General features: G+C 69.3%; 21 protein-coding genes. 13 read left to right on the top strand and 8 right to left on the bottom strand.

Annotated elements, in window-relative coordinates:
* Nucleotides 1–132 precede the first annotated feature (132 nt).
* The 5 genes from rnr (at nucleotide 133) to rpmG (ending at nucleotide 5,276) form a co-directional block, all read left to right on the top strand.
* On the top strand, nucleotides 133–2,445 hold the full coding sequence (rnr, locus tag ACEUEL_RS06325; RefSeq protein WP_405703285.1) for a ribonuclease R: 2,313 nt from the start codon (nucleotides 133–135) through the stop codon (nucleotides 2,443–2,445).
* The gene (locus ACEUEL_RS06320) at nucleotides 2,442–2,885 is read left to right on the top strand and encodes a DUF983 domain-containing protein (RefSeq protein ID WP_405703284.1); all 444 of its coding nucleotides are present in this window, start codon (nucleotides 2,442–2,444) and stop codon (nucleotides 2,883–2,885) included. Before rnr ends, ACEUEL_RS06320 begins: the two co-directional genes overlap by 4 nt.
* An 8-nt stretch (nucleotides 2,886–2,893) precedes the next feature.
* Nucleotides 2,894–3,625 (top strand): NUDIX hydrolase, encoded by a 732-nt coding sequence (locus ACEUEL_RS06315; protein WP_405703281.1) that lies wholly within the window; start codon nucleotides 2,894–2,896, stop codon nucleotides 3,623–3,625.
* A 187-nt stretch (nucleotides 3,626–3,812) separates the two neighbouring features.
* Nucleotides 3,813–4,985, top strand: coding sequence for an MFS transporter (locus tag ACEUEL_RS06310; protein ID WP_405703279.1), 1,173 nt, complete (start codon nucleotides 3,813–3,815; stop codon nucleotides 4,983–4,985).
* 123 nt (nucleotides 4,986–5,108) lie between these two features.
* A complete protein-coding gene (rpmG, locus tag ACEUEL_RS06305; RefSeq protein ID WP_405703276.1) occupies nucleotides 5,109–5,276 on the top strand; it encodes a 50S ribosomal protein L33 in 168 nt (55 codons plus the stop codon).
* A 99-nt stretch (nucleotides 5,277–5,375) separates the two neighbouring features.
* On the opposite strand, the gene ACEUEL_RS06300 is transcribed toward rpmG, so the two are convergent.
* Together ACEUEL_RS06300 and ACEUEL_RS06295 are read right to left on the bottom strand one after the other, a co-directional pair.
* Nucleotides 5,376–6,749 (bottom strand): PleD family two-component system response regulator, encoded by a 1,374-nt coding sequence (locus ACEUEL_RS06300; protein ID WP_405703274.1) that lies wholly within the window; start codon nucleotides 6,747–6,749, stop codon nucleotides 5,376–5,378.
* A 9-nt stretch (nucleotides 6,750–6,758) separates the two neighbouring features.
* On the bottom strand, nucleotides 6,759–7,130 hold the full coding sequence (locus ACEUEL_RS06295) for a response regulator (RefSeq protein ID WP_405703271.1): 372 nt from the start codon (nucleotides 7,128–7,130) through the stop codon (nucleotides 6,759–6,761).
* Nucleotides 7,131–7,264: 134 nt separating this feature from the next.
* Between ACEUEL_RS06295 and ACEUEL_RS06290 the strand changes: the two genes are divergently transcribed.
* Nucleotides 7,265–7,615, top strand: a complete 351-nt coding sequence (locus ACEUEL_RS06290) for a DUF3572 domain-containing protein (RefSeq protein ID WP_405703268.1) — start codon at nucleotides 7,265–7,267, stop codon at nucleotides 7,613–7,615.
* A gap of 7 nt (nucleotides 7,616–7,622) precedes the next feature.
* The gene (locus ACEUEL_RS06285) at nucleotides 7,623–8,933 is read left to right on the top strand and encodes a DNA polymerase IV (protein WP_405703266.1); all 1,311 of its coding nucleotides are present in this window, start codon (nucleotides 7,623–7,625) and stop codon (nucleotides 8,931–8,933) included.
* Between the two features lie 15 nt (nucleotides 8,934–8,948).
* Here ACEUEL_RS06285 and ACEUEL_RS06280 read toward each other — a convergent pair whose 3' ends face one another.
* Nucleotides 8,949–9,797 (bottom strand): cell envelope integrity EipB family protein, encoded by an 849-nt coding sequence (locus tag ACEUEL_RS06280; RefSeq protein WP_405703265.1) that lies wholly within the window; start codon nucleotides 9,795–9,797, stop codon nucleotides 8,949–8,951.
* A gap of 179 nt (nucleotides 9,798–9,976) precedes the next feature.
* On the opposite strand from ACEUEL_RS06280, the gene ACEUEL_RS06275 reads away from it, so the two are divergent.
* The 4 genes from ACEUEL_RS06275 (at nucleotide 9,977) to ACEUEL_RS06260 (ending at nucleotide 13,021) form a co-directional block, all read left to right on the top strand.
* Nucleotides 9,977–10,444, top strand: coding sequence for a RidA family protein (locus ACEUEL_RS06275; protein WP_405703264.1), 468 nt, complete (start codon nucleotides 9,977–9,979; stop codon nucleotides 10,442–10,444).
* 7 nt (nucleotides 10,445–10,451) lie between these two features.
* The gene (locus tag ACEUEL_RS06270) at nucleotides 10,452–11,198 is read left to right on the top strand and encodes a glycerophosphodiester phosphodiesterase family protein (protein WP_405703262.1); all 747 of its coding nucleotides are present in this window, start codon (nucleotides 10,452–10,454) and stop codon (nucleotides 11,196–11,198) included.
* Between the two features lie 44 nt (nucleotides 11,199–11,242).
* On the top strand, nucleotides 11,243–12,514 hold the full coding sequence (locus ACEUEL_RS06265) for a GNAT family N-acetyltransferase (protein ID WP_405703260.1): 1,272 nt from the start codon (nucleotides 11,243–11,245) through the stop codon (nucleotides 12,512–12,514).
* 81 nt (nucleotides 12,515–12,595) lie between these two features.
* The gene (locus tag ACEUEL_RS06260) at nucleotides 12,596–13,021 is read left to right on the top strand and encodes an HIT family protein (RefSeq protein ID WP_405703258.1); all 426 of its coding nucleotides are present in this window, start codon (nucleotides 12,596–12,598) and stop codon (nucleotides 13,019–13,021) included.
* A 2-nt stretch (nucleotides 13,022–13,023) separates the two neighbouring features.
* On the opposite strand, the gene ACEUEL_RS06255 is transcribed toward ACEUEL_RS06260, so the two are convergent.
* The 4 genes from ACEUEL_RS06255 to clpS all read right to left on the bottom strand — a co-directional run bounded on the left by ACEUEL_RS06255 (nucleotide 13,024) and on the right by clpS (nucleotide 17,406).
* A complete protein-coding gene (locus tag ACEUEL_RS06255; protein WP_405703255.1) occupies nucleotides 13,024–13,374 on the bottom strand; it encodes an AzlD domain-containing protein in 351 nt (116 codons plus the stop codon).
* Nucleotides 13,371–14,123 (bottom strand): AzlC family ABC transporter permease, encoded by a 753-nt coding sequence (locus tag ACEUEL_RS06250; protein ID WP_405703252.1) that lies wholly within the window; start codon nucleotides 14,121–14,123, stop codon nucleotides 13,371–13,373. Before ACEUEL_RS06250 ends, ACEUEL_RS06255 begins: the two co-directional genes overlap by 4 nt.
* A gap of 468 nt (nucleotides 14,124–14,591) precedes the next feature.
* Nucleotides 14,592–17,042, bottom strand: coding sequence for an ATP-dependent Clp protease ATP-binding subunit ClpA (gene clpA / locus ACEUEL_RS06245; RefSeq protein WP_405703250.1), 2,451 nt, complete (start codon nucleotides 17,040–17,042; stop codon nucleotides 14,592–14,594).
* Between the two features lie 31 nt (nucleotides 17,043–17,073).
* Nucleotides 17,074–17,406: an ATP-dependent Clp protease adapter ClpS gene (gene clpS, locus ACEUEL_RS06240; RefSeq protein ID WP_405703248.1), complete on the bottom strand. Its 333-nt coding sequence runs from the start codon at nucleotides 17,404–17,406 to the stop codon at nucleotides 17,074–17,076.
* Between the two features lie 358 nt (nucleotides 17,407–17,764).
* On the opposite strand from clpS, the gene ACEUEL_RS06235 reads away from it, so the two are divergent.
* Nucleotides 17,765–19,330 carry a pilus assembly protein TadG-related protein gene (locus ACEUEL_RS06235; RefSeq protein WP_405703245.1) on the top strand — a complete coding sequence of 522 codons (1,566 nt, stop codon included), beginning with the start codon at nucleotides 17,765–17,767 and terminating at the stop codon, nucleotides 19,328–19,330.
* Between the two features lie 317 nt (nucleotides 19,331–19,647).
* Here ACEUEL_RS06235 and ACEUEL_RS06230 read toward each other — a convergent pair whose 3' ends face one another.
* Nucleotides 19,648–19,983: a phasin family protein gene (locus tag ACEUEL_RS06230; RefSeq protein WP_405703243.1), complete on the bottom strand. Its 336-nt coding sequence runs from the start codon at nucleotides 19,981–19,983 to the stop codon at nucleotides 19,648–19,650.
* 366 nt (nucleotides 19,984–20,349) lie between these two features.
* Between ACEUEL_RS06230 and ACEUEL_RS06225 the strand changes: the two genes are divergently transcribed.
* Nucleotides 20,350–22,068: a D-alanyl-D-alanine carboxypeptidase gene (locus ACEUEL_RS06225; protein ID WP_405703241.1), complete on the top strand. Its 1,719-nt coding sequence runs from the start codon at nucleotides 20,350–20,352 to the stop codon at nucleotides 22,066–22,068.
* Nucleotides 22,069–22,073 lie beyond the last annotated feature (5 nt).

Here is a 22,073-nt window from a genome sequence, read left to right as displayed (position 1 = left end):
TGGCGCGCGCGACGGCGAATTCAAGCGATTTCCGCGCGCTCCGGCGGTTTCCTCACCGGGGCACCGCTGCCCGGTTTCCCTCCGCCGGTGAAAGGCTCTAGCCTGTATCAGCCTTTCAGGGATCATCGATACGTGCGCAAGCCTCCCAAGTCCGCCTCCCGCTCCAAGCGCGCCGCGCCCCCGGCCCCACCGCCCAAGGCCGGCCTGCCCAGCAAGGAAGAACTGACCGCCTTCATCGCCCTGCATGGCGGGGAGGTCGGCAAGCGCGAGATCTCGCGCATTTTCCGGCTCGACGGGCAGGAGCGGATCGCGCTGAAGGAGATGCTGCGCGAACTCGCCGACGAGGGGATCGTGGATCGCCGCCGACGGCGCCTGCACGTGCCCGGCGCCCTCCCCGCCGTGGTCATGGCCGAAGTGGTCGAGCGCGACCTGGACGGCGAGCTGATCGCCACCCCGATCGACTGGGACGAGGACGAGCACGGCGAGCCGCCGCGCATCTATGTGAAGCTCGCCCGGCGCGGCCGCCTGTCCGGCCCCGCTCCCGCGATCGGCGACCGCGTGCTGCTGAAGACCGAGGAGATTCCCGAGCCGGGCGGGCCGATCCTGCACACGGGACGCGTGCTCAAGGTCATCGACAAGGCCCGCAGTCAGGTGCTCGGCATCTACCGCGCGATGGGCGAGGCCGGCGGCCGGCTGATCCCGGTCGACAAGCGCAATATGGGCAAGGAATTCGCCATCCCACCCGGGGCCGACAGCGGCGCGAAGGACGGCGATCTGGTGGCCGTCGAGATCCTGCGCCACCACGCCTTCGGCCTGCCCACCGCGAAGGTGAAGGAGCGGCTCGGGTCGATCTCGACCGAGAAGGCCGTCAGCCTGATCGCCCTCCACGCCCACGGCATCCCCCACGTCTTCCGCCGCGAGGCGCTGGCGGAGGCGGAATCCGCGCGCCCCGCCACCCTCGCCCACCGCGAGGACTGGCGCGACCTGCCGCTGATCACCATCGACCCGCCCGACGCCAAGGACCATGACGACGCGGTGCATGCGGTTCCCGACGCCGATCCGTCGAACGAAGGCGGCTTCGTCGTCACCGTCGCCATCGCCGACGTGGCCTGGTATGTGCGCCCCGGCTCGGCGCTGGACCGCGAGGCGCTGGTGCGCGGCAACTCGGTCTATTTCCCCGACCGCGTCGTGCCGATGCTGCCCGAGCGCATCTCCAACGACCTGTGCTCGCTGCGCCCGCTGGAAGATCGGCCCGCCCTCGCCGTCCGCCTCGTCATCGGCCCGAACGGGCGCAAGAAGAGCCACACCTTCCACCGCGTCATGATGCGCTCCGCCGCCAAGCTGGCCTACGCCCAGGCGCAGGCGGCGATCGAGGGCCGCACCGACGATGTGACGGAGCCCCTGCTGGAGCCGGTGCTGCGCCCGCTCTACGCCGCCTATGCGGCGGTGAAGAAGGCGCGCGATGCCCGCGAGCCGCTGGAACTCGACCTGCCCGAGCGCAAGATCCTGCTGAAGGAGGACGGCACCGTCGACCGCGTGATCGTGCCCGAGCGGCTCGACGCGCACCGGCTGATCGAGGAGTTCATGATCCTCGCCAATGTCGCCGCCGCCGAGACGCTGGAAGCCGAGCGCATCCCCCTCGTCTACCGCGTCCACGACTCGCCGACGCTGGAGAAGATCGCCGCGCTGCGCGAATTCCTGCAGACGCTCGACATCAAGTTCCCCAAGATCGACACGGTGCGCTCCTCGCACTTCAACGGGCTGCTCGCCCGCGTCGAGGGCACCGAGCTCGCCCCGCTGGTCAATCAGGTGATCCTGCGCTCGCAGGCGCAGGCCGAGTATGCGAACGAGAATTACGGCCATTTCGGCCTGCACCTGAAGCGCTACGCCCACTTCACCTCGCCGATCCGCCGCTATGCCGACCTGATCGTGCACCGCGCCCTGATCCGCGCGCTCGGTTTCGGCCCTGACGGCCTGCCCGAGCGCACCACCGGCGAGGAACTCGCCGAGACCGCCGCCCGCATCTCCGCCGCCGAGCGCCGCGCCATGGCGGCCGAGCGCGAGACCATCGACCGGCTCATCGCCCACCACATGGCCGAGCAGATCGGCGCGGTGTTCCGGGGCCGCATCGCCGGCGTCACCAAGGCGGGACTTTTCGTCGCGCTCGACGACACCGGCGCGGACGGCTTCATCCCCGCCGCCACGCTGGGCGACGACTATTACGCCTATGACGAGGGCCGCCACGCGCTGATCGGCGAGCGCAGCGGCGAGATGCACCGCCTCGGCGACCGGGTCGAGGTCAAGCTGGTCGAGGCCGCCCCCGTCGCCGGCGCGCTGCGGTTTGAGCTTTTGACCGAAGGCTCCTATGTAGCGGGGGGAGGCCGCAAGCGCCGCGGCCCCGTGCGCGGTCGCCCCTCCGCGCCGCGCGGAAGAGGACGCCGATGAGCCAGACCCCCGCCGAGACCCCTCCCCGCAACGTCGGCAGCGCCATGAAGCGCGGCTTCCGCCTGCGCTGCCCGGCCTGCGGCGAGGGATCGCTCTACGCCAGCTATCTGCGGACGCAGGCGCATTGCCCCTCCTGCAACGAGGAACTCTGGCACCACCGCGCCGACGATGCGCCGCCCTACATGGTCATCACCATCGTCGGCCACATCATCGTGCCGCTGGTGCTGGCGGTGGAGATGGCGTGGCATCCCTCGCAATGGCTGCACATGGCGGTCTGGCTGCCGCTGACCCTGATCCTCGCGCTGGTGCTGCTGCCGCCCGTCAAGGGCGCGCTGGTCGGCTACCAGTGGGCGCTGCGGATGCACGGCTTCGACCCGGCGAGCGACGAGTACGACCCGGTTCCGCCGGGCGCACCGGCCGCCTCGCCCGCGCGCGCCTGATACGGGCGATGACCGTCTCCGACGAGCTCTCGCGGGTCGAGCGCGACCTCGGCCATCCCCTGCTGCGTCCGCGCGATGCGGCGACGCTGGTGCTGATCGATCGCTCCGGCCGCCAGCCGCGCGTGCTGCTGGGCCGCCGCAACCCGCGACAGGCCTTCATGCCCGGCGTCTTCGTCTTCCCCGGCGGCCGCGTCGACCCCGAAGACCGCCGCGTTCCCGTGTTCGGCGCCCTGGATGGCGAGAGCGAGCGGCGCCTTGCCGCGCGCGTCGTGCGCCCCAGCCCGACCCGCTCGCGGGCGCTGGCCCTGGCCGCGATCCGTGAGACCTATGAGGAGACCGGCCTGTTGCTGGGCACCCGCGAGGCCGGGCCGCCGCCCGCCCTGCCCGGGGGCTGGGCCGGTTTCGGCGCCGCCGGGCTCTATCCGAGCCTCGAATCGCTCGCCTTCGTCGCGCGGGCCATCACCCCGCCCGGCCGGTCGCGCCGCTTCGACACCCGCTTCTTCATGGCCGATGCCCGCGGCATCGCCCACCGCGTCGACGGCATGGCCGGTCCCGACCGCGAACTCGTCGAACTCGCCTGGCTCACCCTGCCGCAGGCGATGGAGGCCGAGGTGCACCGCATCACCCGCGCCATCCTCGGCGAGGTGGCCGCCCGTCTCGACGCCGGCGCCCATCCGCGCCTGCCGGTCCCGTTCTTCTTCATGCGGGCCGGCCGGTTCCATCGCGAACTGCTCGACTGAACCGCCCGTCCGGGTGTCGCCGCCGCCACAGCCGGGCGCGATCGGCGCGCCGGCGAGCGTATCCACCGTGCGGCTGATTTCCTCCCCGGCACATTGGCGATAGAAGCCGGCGCAGCGGAGGGTCGAGGTGGCGCCCTCCGCAGTCCCCCGGAAGCGGCGGAGGCCGTCGCCACCGCAGAGCGTCGCCATGCATGCCCCCACATCCGCCGTCGGCAGCAACACCCGCTCGATCGCCGCGGCGATCGGCGCCATCTCGGTCGTCGGCATCGGCCTCGGCCTGTCGATCCCGCTGCTGTCGATCGAACTCGAATCGCGCGGGATCGCCCGCACCTGGATCGGCCTCAACACCGCGATGGGCGGCATCGCCACCATCGTCACCGCGCCGTTCATGCCGGCGATGGTGCGCCGCTTCGGCGCCGGAACCATGCTGATCGGGGCGATCCTGCTGGCGATGGCGAGCCTGATCGGCTTCAAGGCGACCGGCTGGTTCCCCCTGTGGTTCCCGCTGCGCTTCGCCTTCGGCGCCGCGCTGTGCGTGCTGTTCGTCGTCAGCGAGTTCTGGATCAACGCCGCCTCCCCGCCGGAGAAGCGCGGCCTGATCATGGGCATCTACGCCACCGTGCTGTCGCTGGGATTTGCGGCGGGGCCGGCGATTCTCGGCCTCGTCGGGATCCAGGGCTGGACGCCCTACCTGATCGGCGCGGCGATCTTCCTCGCGGGCACCATACCGGTGTTCATCGGCGCCGCGGAGGCTCCCGAGATCACCAGCGAGAGCCACACCGGCGTGTTCGCGCTGCTGCGCCTCGCCCCGTCCGCCACGCTCGCCGCCTTCGTGTTCGGGGCGGTCGAGACGGCGCAGCTCGGCTTCCTGCCGATCTACGGGCTGAGGCGCGGGCTCAGCGAGGTCGACGCCTCCCTGCTGCTGACCATCGCGGTGCTGGGCAACGTGCTGTTCCAGATTCCGCTCGGCATCCTCAGCGACCGCATGGACCGCCGCCGCCTGCTGCTGGCCTCCGCCACCGCCGGGCTGATCGGCGTCTCGGTGCTGCCGCTGCTGCCCGCGCAGGGGTGGAGCATCGCCGCGGCGGTGTTCCTCACCACCGGCGCGGCGGGCGGCATGTACACGATCGGCCTCGCCCATCTCGGCGCCCGTTTCCGGGGCGCGGAGCTCGCCGCGGCCAATTCGGCCTTCGTGATGCTCTACAGCGTCGGGCTCACGCTCGGCCCGCCGCTGACCGGCGTCGGCATGGACGCGCTCGACCCGCACGGCTACGCGCTGACCCTCGCGGCGCTGTTCGCCGTCTACGTCGCCGTGGTGGGCTGGCGGGTGGCGCATGTGCCGCCATCGCCGCACCGTTGATCGGCGCCTTCCTTGACAATCTCGCGCCGATCACGGATAGGAACGCGCAATCGGCGGCCAAGCGGTCGCCCGAACCCTTATCGCTTTTGACGTGGCGCAGCGCCACGCCCCAGGAGACCGGCCATGGCCAAGGCGGCGACCATCAAGATCCGGCTCGTGTCGAGCGCCGACACCGGCTATTTCTACGTGACCAAGAAGAACTCGCGCACCATGACCGACAAGATGGTCGTCAAGAAGTACGATCCGGTCGCGAAGAAGCACGTCGAGTTCCGCGAAGGCAAGATCAAGTGATCTGATCGCCGCGTCGCGAAACGGAACAAGGCGCCGCGAGGCGCCTTTTTTCATGGCTGCAGAGGGAGGGGCGAGCCCGGCCGGGCCGCCCGATTCGCCTTAGGCGGCGGCGGCGACGACGCGGTTGCGCCCCTCGCGCTTGGCCCGGTAGAGCGCCTCGTCGGCCCGCCGCAGCAGCGCGAACGCATCCTCGCCCGGGCCCAGGCGCGAGGCGATGCCGATGCTGGTGGTGACCTTCAGCCGCTGCGAGCCCGGCTGGATCGGGAAGAGTTCGCTCTCGATCCGGGCGCGCAGCCGCTCGGCGACCCGGCCGGCGACGTCGAGGTCCGTATCGGGCATGGCGACGACGAACTCCTCGCCGCCATAGCGGCAGGCGAGATCGACATTGCGCACGTTGCGGCGCAGCCGGGCCGCGAAGTCGCGCAGCACCTCGTCGCCGGCCGCATGGCCCCACTTGTCGTTGATCGACTTGAAGTGGTCGATGTCGATCACCATCAGCGAGAGCGGCAGCCCCCGCGCACCCGCCTGGTCGACCATCGCCGCGAGATTGCTCTCGAGATAGCGCCGGTTGTTGAGGCCGGTCAGGCCGTCGGTGATGGCCAGTTCGATGGAATGCTGGACATTGTCGCGCAGCCGCTCGGTGTAGCGGCGCCGGCGCACCTGCGTGCGGGCGCGGGCGAGGAGTTCGTTGCGATCGATCGGCCGCACCACATAGTCGTTCACCCCAATGTCGAGGCCCCGCAGGATGCGCTCGCGCTCTTCGCTTTCGGCCAGCAGCAGGATGGGCAGATAGCGCGTGCGTTCGATCGAGCGGATCTGGCTGCACAGCCGCAGCGCATCGAAGCCCGACAGCCCGAGGCTGACGATGGCGAGGTCGTAGCTGCCCTCGGCGAGGCGGAACAGCGCCTCCTGCGCATCGGGCTCGCAATCCACATTCTGCTGGGTACGGAGCATCCCGGCGACGGACTCGGCAGCGCTCGGCCGGTCCTCGACCAGCATCACCGATCCACCCGTGCCGGGCTCCGCCAGCACGCCGGCCAGCGGATCGCCCAGACCGATCTCCTGCGCCGCCGCCGCGCGCATCCGCAGTTCGTCCATCACCATCTTGAGCCGCGCCAGCGAGCGCACGCGGGTGAGCAGGGCGACGTCGTCGAACGGCTTGGTGATGAAATCGTCGGCGCCCGATTCGATGCCGCGCACCCGGTCGACCGGCTCGTCGAGGGCGGTCACCATGATGATCGGCAGATGGTGGGTCGCCGGGTTGCCCCGGATCTGGCGCGCCACCTCGAAACCGTCCATGCCCGGCATCATCACGTCGAGCAGGACGATGTCGCACTGGCCGCGCGCGCAAATCGCGAGCGCCTCGTGGCCGTTCGAGGCGGTGACGACGTCGAAATAGTCCGCCGTCAGCCGCGCTTCGAGCAGCTTCACATTGGTGGGGACATCATCGACGACGAGAACCCGGGCGGTCATGACCTCGCCTCACGCCTCCTGCACGAAATGGCGAACCGTCTCCAGGAACTTGGCGACGGAGATCGGCTTGGAGAGGTAGGCCTCGCAGCCCCCCTCGCGGATGCGCTCCTCGTCGCCCTTCATCGCGAAGGCGGTGACGGCGACCACGGGGATCGAGCGCAGTTCCTCGTCTTCCTTGAGCCAGCGCGTGACGTCGAGCCCGGACACCTCGGGAAGCTGGATGTCCATCAGGATCAGGTCGGGACGGTGGCGGCGCGCGAGTTCGAGGGCCTCGATACCGTTGCGGGTTTCGATGGTCGCGTAGCCGTGGGCTTCCAGCAGATCGTGGAAGAGCTTCATGTTGAGCTCGTTGTCTTCCACGATCAGGATTTTCTTGGGCATGTCACGCACACTCTGGGAGCCAAAGGCGACACGATCGCGGGTGGCCATTTGCCGGGTCACGCGCGTCGAAATACAGTCTCGGCTGGATCGAACATGGTAGAAGAGCTTACCCACCATTCCTTACGGAACAACAAATGCGAACGCGTAAACCCGGCACTGACAACGGTTTCGGGGCGGGACGCCCCCGCGCCGCGGCCCGTTTGACCAACCGGCGGGCAGCGACAGAGGTCGCGACCGGCGCCCTCACCTTCCTCGCCGCGGCGCCGGAGCGCATCGGCCCGCTGCTGGCGGAAAGCGGACTCGCGCCCGCGGACCTGCGCCGGGTGATCGGCTCCGCCGCCTTTCATGTGGCGATCCTCGACCATCTTCTCAACCATCAGGACCTGCTGCTGGAGTACGCCGCCAACGCCGGCATCGATCCCGGCCATGTGGTCGCGGCGCGGGAGATCCTCGCCCATGAGGGCGACGCGGACAGCGGCGGCTGAGGCGGCGATGGCCGGCACGAGCGGTGGCGGACCCGCCTTCTGCCGCGACTGCCTTCGCAAGACGGGGGCGGGCCTGCGCTGCGCCGGCTGCGGCAGCCCGCGTGTCGTGGCCCATCCCGAGCTCTACGACCTCGCCATCGCCCATATCGATTGCGATGCCTTCTACGCCTCGATCGAGAAACGCGACGACCCGAGCCTCGTCGACCAGCCGGTGATCATCGGCGGCGGCAAGCGCGGCGTCGTCTCCACCGCCTGCTACCTCGCCCGGGTGAAGGGCGTGCGCTCCGCCATGCCGATGTTCAAGGCCCGCGCGCTCTGCCCCGAGGCGGTGGTGATCAAGCCGGACATGGCGAAATATGTCGCCGTCGGCCGGCAGGTGCGCGAGCGCATGCGGGCGCTGACCCCGCTGGTCGAGCCGCTCTCCATCGACGAGGCCTTCCTCGATCTCTCCGGCACGGCTCGCCTGCACGGCGCTCCGCCCGCCCGCGTGCTGGCCCGCTTCGCGGCGGAGGTCGAGCGCGACATCGGCATCACCGTCTCGGTCGGGCTCGCGCCAAACAAGTTCCTCGCCAAGATCGCCTCCGACCTCGACAAGCCGCGCGGCTTTGCGGTGATCGGCGCGGGCGAGGCGCGCGCCTTCCTCGCCCCGCGCCCGGTCGGCACCATCTGGGGCATCGGCAAGGTGAGCGAAGCCCGCTTCGCCCGCGACGGCTATGCCACCATCGCCGATCTCCAGCGCGAGGATCCGGCCGTGCTGGCCCGGCGCTACGGCGCGGAGGGCTTGCGCCTCGCCCGGCTCGCGAACGGGCAGGACGACCGCCGCGTCAATCCCGAGCGCGAGACCAAGAGCGTCTCGGCGGAGACCACCTTCGACACCGACATCGCCGATTTCCGCCCGCTGGAACAGCACCTCTACCGGCTGTGCGAGAAGGTCTCGGCCCGGCTCAAAGCCGGCGGCCATGCCGGGCGCACGGTGACGCTGAAGCTCAAGACCGCCGACTTCCGCACCCTCACCCGCGCCCGCTCGCTGGACAGCCCCACCGTGCTCGCCCACCGCATCTTCGAGGGGGCCCGCGATCTGCTGAAGGCCGAGGCGAAGGGAACGCCCTACCGCCTCATCGGCGTCGGCCTGTCGGAACTCGCCGATCCGCGCGACGCCGACCCCGCCGACCTCGTCGACACGCGCGCCACAAGGCTCGGGGCGGCGGAGCGGGCGATCGACGCGCTGCGCGCCCGCTTCGGCACGGATGCGGTGGGGCACGGCATCCTGCTGGACGCGCCGGGGCGAAAGAAGCCCGGGGGCAGCGGCGGGACGTGACGGCGCCCGCAGCGCCTATTTCGCGCATTCCTCCGTCGGCAGCGTCTCGTAGGAGGTGAGCGTGCCGCGCAGCGCGAAATCGCCGTAGTCGAGCTTCAGCGCCCGGCTGACGCCGTTGTCGTAGAGGTCGAAGCTGATCACATAGTCCGGGGTCGTCGCGTCCGCGCCCTTCTCATAATAGCTGATCGTCACCGGATAGCGGGTGCGCCCGTCCAGCCCCTTCGCCTTCGCCGCGTCCTCCAGCCCGTCGGTGGCGGACTTCGCCTTTCCGATCACCGCCAGCGTGTCATAGACCTTCCGCCCGTCCGGCGAGCCGTCATAGACCGGCGCCTCGACCACGGAATCGCCCGCTGCCGCCGCCGTGAGGATCTTCACCACATGCTGGCTCGGCAGCACGATGCCGCCCTTGAGTTCGAAGCTCTCCGCCTCGGGCTTGGTCGCCTTGACCATGAGACTGGCGCCCTTGCGCTCGGCGACGCCGTCGGCATCGTCGCGCAGCTCGGTATTGACCCGGTTCTGGATGCGGAACCGGTAGGTGGACGCGTCGGCGTCCTCCCAGGTCGTCGAATCGAGCGCGCTCGACAGGAGGCCGCCGCCATCCGTCTGCAGGTCGGTCTGCTGCCGCAGCTTCACCGAATAGCCCGAGCAGGCGCTGCCGCGGATCTCGTACACGATCTCGCCCTGCGCACCATCGACCTGCCGCGCCGATTTCGAGCCGTCGAGCGAGAGGGCATAGGTCGCCCGATGGGGGGTGAGCGTGATCGCGCCGGCCGCGGCCGGCAGCGCGCCGGCAAGCGTGAGCAGGGTGCCGCCGCCGAAAGCGGCAAGGGCGAGACGGGCGGGCAGGCTCGGTCCGGTCGGCATGGGGCAAGGCTCCGTTTCGTCACACGTTCCGTCGGCCGGTCGGCGGGTGGCATGCCTCCCGCTTGCACGCCAGGCATCGATCGGCCAAACATCGCACCGCAAACTGTGGCGTGACAACAGGGGCGAAATTGCGCCTGACCCTCGAACCCCACACCACATTCCCGGCATTGGAGAACGACATGACCAACAAGGTGGACGCGCGACTCGCTGAACTCGGCGTCACGATCCCGACGCCGGTGGCTCCGGCCGCCAACTATGTGCCGACCGTTCTCACCGGCAACCAGCTCTGGATCTCCGGCCAGGTCTCGGTGACCGCCGACGGCACGCTGCTGACCGGCAAGCTCGGCGGCGGCGTCGACATCGAGACCGGCCGCGCGGCGGCGCGCCAGTGCGCGATCAACCTGATCGCCCAGGCCAAGGCCGCGCTCGGCGGCGATCTCGACCGCGTCAAGCGCGTGGTGAAGCTGGTCGGCTTCGTCAATTCGACGCCCGACTTCACCGAGCAGCCCAAGGTGGTGAACGGCGCCTCCGACCTCTTCGTCGAGGTGTTCGGCGACGCCGGCCGCCACGCCCGCTCGGCGGTGGGCATCGCCTCCCTGCCCTTCGGCGTCACCGTCGAGATCGAAGCCGTCCTCGAAGTCGCCTGAGGCCGCCATGAACGCCCCCGACTGGCTCGTCGCCCGCCCCATCGCCCACCGGGGGCTGCACGAGCCCGCCGCGGGCATCATCGAGAACACGCCGTCGGCGATCGATGCCGCGATCGCCGGCGGTTATGCCATCGAGGTCGACCTGCAACCCACCGCCGACGGCGAGGCGATGGTGTTCCACGACGACGAACTGGAACGCCTCACCACCGCCCACGGCCCGGTGAAGGCACGCACCGCCCGCGAACTCGCCGCCCTCGACTTCCGCGCCACCGCCGACCGGATGATGAGCCTGCCGGACCTGCTGCTGCGGGTCGCCGGCCGCGTGCCGCTGGTGATCGAGCTGAAGAGCCTCTACGACGGCGATGCGCGGGTGGCCGAGCGTGCCTGCGATGTGCTGGCGAGCTATGCCGGCCCCGCCGCGCTGATGTCCTTCGATCCCGACCTCGTCGCCGCCGTGCGCCGGCTCGCGCCGCGCATCCCGCGCGGCATCACCATGGAACGGCGCTACGACGATCCGGAGTGGCACGGCCTCTCCGCTGCCACCAAATTCATCTGGGGCAACCTGCTGCATTTCCCGCGCACCCAGCCGGACTTCGTGGCGCATTATGTGAAGGAACTGCCCGCGCCGGCGGCGACGCTGGCCCGCAGGCAGCTGGGCCGGCCGTTGCTGACCTGGACGGTGCGCACCGAGGAAGACCGGGCCATCGCTCGCGCGCAGGCGGACCAGATGATCTTCGAGGGCTTCCGCCCGTAACAGGCAAGAGCCCCGCGCGGATGCGCCCGACGGACAGAAAGACCATGGCCGACACCTCCTTCCGCATCCGCGTCATCGGCGACATCGCGAACGTGCCCGCGGCCACCTGGAACGGGCTGGGAGCGGCGATAAATGACGATTATTCACATGATAACAGTAAGTTACATGTATTTTCGGATTCAATATCTGACGTAGAGTCAACGCTCTCCCAAAAGAGACTCATAACCACCGGCAACCCCTTTATTTCACATGAGTTTCTTTCGTCACTGGAGGATTCCGGCTCGGTCTCGGCACGCACCGGCTGGCTACCGCAACACATCCTGCTGGAGAGCGAGGACGGCACGGTCCTGGGCGCCGCGCCGGCCTATCTGAAATCGCATTCGCGCGGCGAATACGTCTTCGACGAGGGCTGGGCCGATGCCTATGAGCGCGCCGGCGGCACCTATTATCCCAAGCTCCAGGTCAGCGTTCCCTTCACCCCCGCCACCGGGCCGCGCCTGCTGGTGCCGCCCGGCCCCGGACAGGCGCTCGCCCGCACCGCGCTCGCCCGCGGCCTCGTCGCGCTCGCCCGTCAGCGCGAGGCCTCCTCCGTCCACGTCACCTTCGTGCCGGAGGACGAGGCCGCCATCCTCGCCGCCGAGGGCTACCTGCCCCGCACCGACCAGCAGTTCCACTGGACCAATCAGGGCTATGCCGGCTTCGAGGACTTCCTCGGCCAGCTCGCCTCGCGCAAGCGCAAGGTCATCCGCCGCGAGCGCCGCGAGGCGGTGGAGAGCGGCATCGAGATCGTCTGGCTCACCGGCGCCGGCCTCACCGAGGAAGCGTGGGACGCCTTCTTCGCCTTCTACATGGAGACCGGCAGCCGCAAATGGGGGCGCCCCTATCTCAACCGGCGTTTCTATTCGCTGATCGGCGAGCGCATGGCCGACCGCATCCTGCTGGTGATGGCGCGGCGCGCCGGACGCTACATCGCCGGGGCGATCAATTTCATCGGCGCCGACACGCTGTTCGGCCGGCATTGGGGCGCGATCGAGCACCACCCCTTCCTGCATTTCGAGGTCTGCTACCATCAGGCCATCGACTTCGCGATCGCCCACGGCCTGCGGACGGTCGAGGCCGGTGCGCAGGGCGAGCACAAGCTGGCGCGCGGCTACATGCCGGTCACCACCCGCTCCGCCCACTGGATCGCCGATCCCGGTCTGCGCCGCGCCGTCGCCGCCTATCTCGAGCGCGAGCGTGCCTATGTCGCCGAAGCCGGCGCCGAACTCACCGAGGCCGGACCGTTCCGCCGCGCCCGCGACGACGAGCAACCCTGAGCGGGCGGCTTGACCCGCCATCGCCCGCCTGCGATCAGGCGGTCAGGTTCATCGCCGCCCACCGCTCTCAGGGAGCCGCCCATGTCCGCCTATGACCCCAGCAACATCTTCGCCCGCATCCTGCGCGGCGAACTGCCCGCCTACCGGGTCCATGAGGACGACGCGACGCTGGCTTTCCTCGACATCATGCCGCGCGCCGCCGGCCACGCGCTGGTGATCCCGAAGGCGCCGGCGCGCAACCTTCTCGATGTCGCGCCGGGCGACCTCGCCGCCGTCATGGCGGTGGCGCAGCGCATCGCCCGCGCCCAGATGAGCGTGTTCGAGGCGGAGGGCATCACGCTCACCCAGCACAACGAGAAGGCCGGCGGCCAGGAGGTGTTCCACCTCCACGTCCACGTCATCCCCCGCCATGCCGGCGTCGAGCTGCGCGCGCCGCTGTCCTACAAGGAGGCGCCGGAGGTGCTCGCCGCCCAGGCCGAGCGGCTGAAGGCTGCGCTGGCGGGCTGAACTCAGGTCAGCCCCAGCCACCAGCCCGCGCCGATCAGCAGCGCCTCGGCGGTCAGCACGCCGGCGAGCACCGAGCGGCGCATCAGCAGGAAGCCACCGACGCCGGAGCCGATAGCGGCGAGCCGCAGCCACAGCGGCAGCGCCACCATCGCGCCGGTCGGCGTGAGGACGAGGCGGGCGACCACCGCCGCCAGCAGCGCCGTCGCCACCGCCCGCACCCACTGCATCGGCGCGCCGTTCTCGTCGAGACCGCGCCCGACCAGCACGCCGAGGATGCGCCACACCTCGTTCGGCAGGAAGCCGATCACCAGCACGATCAGGATCGCGCTCCACTCGTCGCCGAAGGCGCTCATGCCCGCCTCCACAGCCGGCCGATGATGAAGGCGACCGTGCCGCCCCCGACCCCGCTCCAGAACAGGTCGAGCCCGCCGGGCGCGCCGGCGACCAGCGGCGCCAGCACCAGCCCGCAGCCGATCGCCAGCCAGTCGGTGCGGCTGGAGGCGTTGCGCACCAGCAGGATCGAGAACGAGATCGGCGTGAGCAGCAGCAGAGCGAGCGCCAGCGGCGCCGGCAGCGCGCCGGTGAGCTGGTAGCCGATCGCGGTGGCGACGGTGCTGTGCACGGTCAGCCCGGCGCCGAGCCCGATGCCGTAGGCGGGCCGTCCCGGCAGCGGCACCTTGGGCAATTGCCGGAACCCTTCCGCCCACATGGTCACGGCGACGAAATGCGCGCAGACCAGCTCGGTCAGCAGGTGCGGGCGCCGTCCCCGCAGCAGCGGCAGCATCGAGACCACCAGAGGCATCAGGCGCACGCCGGACAGCCCCACCGCCAGCGCCACCGCCGGCAGCGAATTGCCGGCCGCCAGCCCGCCGAGCAGGATGACCTGCGCCGGCAACGCCCAGACGAACAGGGTGGAGATCAGCGTCGCCCAGAACGGGAAACCGATCCCGTGCGCCAACCCGCCGAAACCGATGAAGGTCGCGAACAGCACCATGCCCGGCGCCGCGAACGCGCCGCGCACGCCCGCGAAGAACCACCGCACATGGTAGCGCGGAGGATCATCGCCCGCAGGGGCCGGGGGTATGGAAGGCGCCGCCGTCATGACGGCGTTCCTGATGTGCCGGCCGCCCCGTCAGGTCAAGCGGGCGGCGCGGCAGGGCACCCATGCGCCGATCGGGCGACACGCGCCCTGCCCGATCGCGCCGGGAGCGCCTCGCCCATCGGATCGCTCCGATCGCATCGGATCGCGCCCCGACGAAGAAGCCCGGAGCGATGCCCGGGGGTTCATATCCTCGGACCGATCCACGCGCCGGCGCCTCACGCGTACGAGCGGCACCTTCGGCGCCGTGCCCCGCACGCGGGTCAGTCCGCCCCGGATCGGTGCACCACCTGGTCGAGACGATCCGCCGGCAGCGGGCCGCGAGGCCGAAAGCCGCGGCCTCTCGAGGCCGGCCCCGCGCCTTCTGCCGCTCTGGCTCACTCACAGTCGCCGGCCCGAAAAACAACGATCCCCGGAGCGGGTGCCCCGGGGATCGCAACAAAGCCTAGCCGTCTGTCGCCCGGCGTCGGGTCACGCCTTGACCAGCGGCACCTTCGGCACCGTGCCGCGCGGCGGGCGCGGATTGTTGTCCGGCCCCGGCTTCTTCGGCTTGGCGCTCTTGGTCGTGAAGGTCGCCTTGCGCCGCGCCGTCTTCTTCGGCTTGGCGGGCGGCGTGATCTTCTCGGGCTTGGGCGTCACCGGCCCGTCGACATAGGCGAAGCCGAGCGAGGTGTCGCCGTCCGCCGCCGTCTCGACGACGACGCGCACATGCCCGCCATCCTTCAGCTTGCCGAACAGCACCTCGTCGGCGAGCGGCTTCTTGATGTGCTCCTGGATCACCCGGCCCATCGGCCGCGCGCCCATCTGCTCGTCATAGCCGCGCTCCACCAGCCAGGCGGTCGCCTCGTCGGAGAGCTCGATCGTCACGTTCCTGTCGGCGAGCTGTGCTTCAAGCTGGAGGACGAACTTCTCCACCACCTGGGCGATGATCTCGGTCGTCAGATGCGCGAACGGAATGATCGCATCCAGCCGGTTCCGGAACTCGGGCGCGAACATCCGGTTGATCGCCTCGACGTCGTCGCCCTCCCGCTTGGAGCGCGTGAAGCCGAAGGCCGACTTCGACAGGTCCGCCGCGCCCGCATTGGTCGTCATGATCAGGATGACGTTGCGGAAATCGACATGCTTGCCGTTGTGGTCGGTCAGCTTCCCGTGGTCCATCACCTGCAGCAGGATGTTGAACAGGTCGGGATGCGCCTTCTCGATCTCGTCGAGCAGCAGCACGCAATGCGGGTGCTGGTCGACGCCGTCGGTCAAGAGGCCGCCCTGGTCGAAGCCGACATAGCCGGGGGGCGCGCCGATCAGCCGCGAGACGGTGTGGCGCTCCATATATTCCGACATGTCGAACCGCAGCAGCTCGACGCCCATAACGGAAGCGAGCTGCTTGGCCACCTCGGTCTTGCCGACGCCGGTCGGGCCCGAGAACAGGTAGGAGCCGATCGGCTTCTCCGGCTCGCGCAGGCCGGCGCGGGCGAGCTTGATCGACGCCACCAGCGCCTCGATCGCCCGGTCCTGGCCGTAGACGACGCGCTTCAGCGTCGTGTCCATGGTCGCCAGCACCTCGGCGTCGTCCTTCGACACGGTCTTGGGCGGTATGCGGGCGATGGAGGCCACCGTCGCCTCGATCTCCTTGATGCCGATGGTCTTCTTGCGCCGGCCCTCCGGCAGCAGCATCTGCGCCGCGCCGCTCTCGTCGATGATGTCGATCGCCTTGTCCGGCAGCTTGCGGTCATGGATGTAGCGGGCGGAAAGCTCCACCGCCGCCTTGATCGCCTCGTTGGTGTAGCGCAGCCGGTGATAGTCCTCGTAATAGGGCTTGAGGCCCTTGAGGATCTCGATCGCGTCCGAGACGGTCGGCTCCGGCACGTCGATCTTCTGGAAGCGGCGCACCAGGGCGCGATCCTTCTCGAAGTACTGGCGGTACTCCTTGTAGGTGGTCGAGCCGATGCAGCGCAGCGTGCCGGCGGCCAGCGCCGGCTTCAGCAGGTTGGAGGCGTCCATCGCCCCGCCGGAGGTCGCCCCCGCGCCGATGACGGTGTGGATCTCGTCGATGAACAGGATCGCGCCGGGATAGGCCTCGATCTCCTTCACCACCTGCTTCAGCCGCTCCTCGAAATCGCCGCGGTAGCGGGTGCCGGCCAGCAGCGCGCCCATGTCCAGCGAGAACACGGTGGACGCGGAGAGAACGTCGGGAACCTCGCTGTTGATGATGCGGCGCGCGAGGCCCTCGGCGATGGCGGTCTTGCCGACGCCCGGATCGCCCACGAAGAGCGGATTGTTCTTGGAGCGCCGGCACAGCACCTGGATGGTGCGCTGGATCTCCGCGTCGCGGCCGATCAGCGGATCGATCTTGCCCTCGCGCGCCTTCTTGTTGAGGTTCACGCAATAGGCATCGAGCGCATCGGCCTTCTTCTTGGTGTCCTCTCCGGTTTTCGTCTCCGTCTCCTCCTCGGCGCCACGCGCGGGACGGCTCTCCGACATGCCCGCCCGCTTGGCGATGCCGTGGCTGATGTAGTTGACCGCATCATAGCGGGTCATGTCCTGCTCCTGCAGGAAATAGGCCGCGTGGCTCTCGCGCTCGGCAAAAATGGCGACGAGCACGTTGGCGCCGGTCACTTCCTCGCGACCCGACGACTGCACATGGATGACCGCGCGCTGGATCACGCGCTGGAAGCCGGCGGTGGGCTTCGAATCATCCCCGGCGTCCTGGACCAGATTGTCGAGCTCGGTATCGATGTACTCGACGAGGTTCCGGCGCAGCTTCTCGAGGTCGACATTGCAGGCGCGCATGACCGCGGCGGCGTCCTGGTCGTCGACCAACGACAGCAGGAGGTGTTCGAGTGTGGCGTATTCGTGGTGACGCTCATTGGCGAGCGCCAGGGCCCGGTGAAGCGACTGCTCGAGGCTGCGGGAGAAGGTGGGCATCTGGACCTCTTCGTTTAACCGCTGCGGAGCGTCACTTCTTCTCCATGACGCACTGCAAAGGATGCTGATGCTTTCGCGCGGTGTCCATCACCTGCGTGACCTTTGTTTCGGCCACCTCATATGTGAAGACGCCGCATTCCCCCACGCCGTGCTGGTGGACGTGGAGCATGATCGCGGTCGCCTCCTCCCGGTTCTTGTTGAAGAAGCGCTCCAGCACATGCACGACGAACTCCATTGGCGTGTAGTCGTCGTTGAGCAGGAGCACTCGGTAGAGATTGGGCCGCTTCACCTGCGGCTTGGTCCGCGTGATCACCGCCGTGCCGGGGGCACCCTCGCCTCGCCGGCGACGCTCGTCGTCGGCCATGGTTGGCGCGGATGGTCGGTGCGGCTCTGCGGACATCGGGGCGAACTACCTTGGGCGGGGTCGGGTCACCGGCGCAGGCCGGTGTCGTGTCCCAGATAATATGGTCGCCTCGGCCGCTGCGCCAGAGTGTCGGCGTCGTTTGGCCGCGCACCTTGCCCGGATCGCCGGATGCACCCGCTTTTCGGCGACCGGTGAAAGAACAAATTTACCTCGACTTTTAGACAAATCGCGAAAGCCCCCGCGACTCCGGCATTGGCGCCAGATTTCGGTAACCTCACGGGGCGCAAGGTCCGCACGAGAAACAGCACGAGGCGCGGCCCGATAGGAAGGCACGGCGCCGAGCGGAGCGCGACGCGCCATGACAACCCCGTTTCACGATTTCCGGAGCAGCCGCTCGGGTAACGTGGCGATCCTGTTCGGGTTCGCCGCCATTCCCCTGTTCGCCGCCGCCGGCCTCGCCCTCGACTACACCTTCGCCGCCCGCGAGCGGGCCGACCTGCAGAACGCGCTCGACTCGGCGGTGATCTCGCTGGCGAAGATGCCGGTGACGACCTCGGCGGCCGAGATGAAGACCCGCGCGCAGGCCTTCGTCAACGCGCAGATGCCCAAGCCGACCATCCAGAACGTCAACCTGACGGTCGCCACCGCCAAGGGCCAGATCACCCTCTCCGCCTCGGGCGATTACCCCACCACGCTCTCGCGCGTGCTGAACATCGTGACCGGCGACGCCAGCCACAATTTCATGCACATCGCCACCACCGCACAGGCCTCCTGGGGCAATGGCAAGGTCGAGGTCGCCCTCGTGCTGGACAACACCGGCTCGATGGGCTCGGGCAACCCGACCAAGATCAGCCGCCTGAAGACCGCGGCGGCCTCGCTGGTCGATACGCTCGCCGCGCAGGCGGTGGAGGCCGACACGGTGAAGATCGGCCTGGTGCCGTTCTCCATCTCCGTGCGCCTGCCGACCAGCTTCTCGAGCGCCTCGTGGATGGACAAGACCGGCGCCTCGCCGATCGCCAAGGAGATCTTCAACAACACGGCGAACGTCAACCGCTTCGACCTGTTCACCAAGCTCGGCACCAGCTGGGGCGGCTGCGTCGAGATGCGCCCCTCGCCCTACGACGTCACCGATCCCGCGCCGAGTTCGGGCACGCCGGGCACGCTGGTCGTGCCGTTCTTCGCGCCGGACGAGCCGGGCGAGTCCAAGGACACCTCGGTCTATCCGAACAACTACATCGCCGACAAAACGACCGCGACCGCCTTCAAGGAAAAGCAGGGCAACACCGCCAAGTACATCAGCACCAACAAGCCCTTCGGCACGCTCAACACATCCTTCGGCCCGAATGACGGCTGCGGGATGAAGGAGTTGATGCCGCTCACCACCAATTTCACCACGCTGAAGACCGCCATCAACTCGATGGTCGCGACCGGCAACACCAACATCCCGCTCGGCCTGTCCTGGGGCTGGTACATGGTCTCGCCCAACGCCATGCTGAATTCGACCAAGCCCTATTCCGACGACGAGACGGCCAAGGTCATCGTGCTGCTCTCGGACGGCAAGAACGAGCTGCCCGGCCTCTCGACCAACGGCAACGAGAACAAGTCCTATTATTCCGGCATCGGCTATTTCTGGCAGGGCCGGCTCGGCACCACCTCGACCAGCGCCTCGACGCAGAACACCGCCGCCAACAACCGGCTGAAGGAGCTCTGCAAGAACATCAACGCGCTCAAGAAGCCGAACGGCAAGCGCGCCATCGACGTCTACACCGTGCTGGTCGAGGAAAGCGACAGCGCCACCTCGACGCTGATGCAGAACTGCGCCTCCGAGAGCGGCATGTACTACAACGTCGCCGACTCCGCCGACCTGCTCACCGTGTTCAACAATATCGCCGGCTCGATCGGGAAACTGCACCTGTCGAAATGACCGGCGCGGCCGGCGACGCTCTCCCGGCTCGCTCTCCATCCCCCAACGACGGCGCCCGCCCCCCGGCGCCCCGTCACGGCCCGGAAGATCCCTCGCGGATCGGCCGGGCCGCTGGCATTTCCGGCGGCCCCGCGCGCGGAGAGCGCCGCGGAGTGACGCCGCCCCTCACGCCGGATGGGCCAGCCCCGCCGACAGCGCCCGGATCGGCGGCGCAAAACAAAACGGGCCGGCGTGAGCCAGCCCGTCGACACATACGCTACGCGTACCGGCCGCCTTCCGGCGGCAAAACCGGTGGCCGGGCGAACCCGGCCGAGGCCTCACTTGACCGCGAACTTGCCGATCAGGCCTTCGTACGGCTTGTAGGTCTCCTTGGCGAGATCGGCATAGAGCTCGCCGATCTTGGTCGCCTGGGCCACGAAGCCCTCATAGGCGCTCTTGAAGTAGGCCGACTGCACTTCCACGGCCTTGTCGAGGGTCTTCGCGCCGAACAGCTTCTCGGCCGCGGCGGTGCCTTCCTCGAACGACTTCTTCTGGTAGTCCGCGATCTCGACGGCGATCGCCTGGACGCCCTTCGACACGGTGCCGAAGCTCTTCATCGCCAGGTCGACGTTATCCTTGCCGATCTTCTGGAAGTCTTCGATGTTCTGAACCATTTTGCCACTCCTGATTTTGTTTCCAGCGCGGCTACAACGCAACCCGCCCGCCGAGTTCATCTCGGGACGCTTATCCCTAGTGCAGACACCTTACCGCGCCGCACCATCGTCGTCAAGAATTTTTGCTGCACTGCAAAATACGGCAAACTACGGAACCGGCATCATAGTTTCGCCCTCCATCGAATGCCATTTACGAGTTCGTAACTGCACCCTCCGTATCTTTCGGACCTGTGGCGCCACGGCAACGGTGCCACGGCGGGCGGCCTTGGGGGAATGATCCGTCGCAAGGACGGGCATTCGAGGCCGGGGTAGGTTTGGGATCGGCCGGCGCGTTTGAGGCGGCCGAATGAGTAACAGGACAGGTTCATGCGGGTTCCGGGTGGGATCGGCGCGCGGTTTCTTTGCGCCGGGACAGTAGCTCTTGCACTTGCCGTCGCCTGTGCGGGCGTCGCCGAAGCCAAGCCGAAGAGCAAGCGCGCCGCAGCCAAAAAGGCGACCGTCACGCGCACTGTCGCCGCCGCCCCCGGCAACTGGAAGCGCGGCTATGCCGACTTCGTGATCGACGCCAAGACCGGCAAGGTCCTCCACGAGGAGAACGCGGACGAACTCCGCCACCCCGCCTCGCTGACCAAGATCATGACGCTCTACCTGCTGTTCGAGCAGCTCGACGCCGGCCGCATGAAGCTCGACACGGAGATGCCCGTCTCCGCCTATGCCGCCAGCCAGCAGCCCTCCAAGCTCGGCGTGCGGCCCGGCACCACCGTCGACGTCGACACCGCCATCAAGGCCCTCGTCACCCGTTCCGCCAACGACGTCTCGGTGGTCATCGCCGAGCAGATCGGCGGCACCTCCGAGAACTTCGCCCGGATGATGACGCGCAAGGCCCGCGCGCTCGGCATGTCGCGCACCACCTTCCGCAACCCGAACGGCCTGCCCCATCCCGAGCAGGTGACCACCGCCCGGGACTTCGTGACGCTCGGCCGCGCCATCCAGGAGCGGTTCCCGCGCTACTATCCCTATTTCGCGATCCGCAGCTTCAACTATCGCGGCGTCGCCGTCGGCAACCACAACAAGCTGCTCGGCCGCGTCCAGGGCGTCGACGGCATCAAGACCGGCTACACCAACGCCTCTGGCTTCAACCTCGTGACCAACGTCAACACCGACGGCCGCCATGTCGTGGCGGCGGTATTCGGCGGCTCGAGCGGCGGCGCCCGCGATGCGCGCATGGCGGCGCTGATCAAGGACGCCCTGCCCCGCGCCTATGCCGGCCGCCCCACCGTGACGCCGGTCGCCGAGCGCGCCGTGCCGGTCGAGGACGAGGCCCCGGCGGTCGCTGCCGCGCCCGCGCCTGCCGCCAAGCCCGTCATCGCCCTCGGCAATGCCCCGCGCGTCGCGATGGCGAGCGCCGCGCCGCTGCCCGAGCCCGTGCAGGCCGAGATGGAGCCGGCGACCACCGCCTCGATCCCGCCCGCTCCCGCGCCGAAGGCGGCCGCGACCATCGCCATGGTCCGCCCCGCCGCGCCGGTCGCGGCTCCCGCGCCCGTGCCGGCCGCCAAGACCGTGACCAGCGCCGAGCTCCCCGCTCCGGGTTCTGCCGCCCCGATCGTCCCGCGCCCGGTGAAGACCGTCGCGGTCGCCCGCCCGGCGGCGCCCACCGCGACGCTCAGCAACCAGCCCGGCGTGCTCGGCACCCTCACCTTCTCGGGCGGCGAGACCACGGCCCGCCGCGCCGCTCCGGTTCAGGTGGCCAGCGCCGGCCAGATCCAGATTCCCTCGCAGGCCCTCGCCCCGCAGCCCGCTCCCGCCCGTCCGGCGGCGCCGGTCGCCGCCGCCCCCAAGGGCGGCTGGGGCATCCAGATCGGCGCCTTCGGCAGCGAGGCCGACGCCCAGGCGCAGCTCGCCAAGGCCAAGTCCTCGGCCTCCGGCGCGCTCGGCCGGGTCGATTCCTACACCCAGACCGCGTCCAAGGGCTCGACCCAGATCGTGCGCGCCCGCTTCGCCGGGTTCGATGCGGAAGCCGCCGCGCAGAACGCCTGCAAGGCGCTCAAGCGCAGCGACTTCTCCTGCATGGTCTTCCGGAACTGAGCGGA

The organism is Ancylobacter terrae (assembly GCF_045108345.1).
Lineage (GTDB): Bacteria > Pseudomonadota > Alphaproteobacteria > Rhizobiales > Xanthobacteraceae > Ancylobacter.
This window is presented reverse-complemented; position numbering and strand designations above follow the sequence as displayed.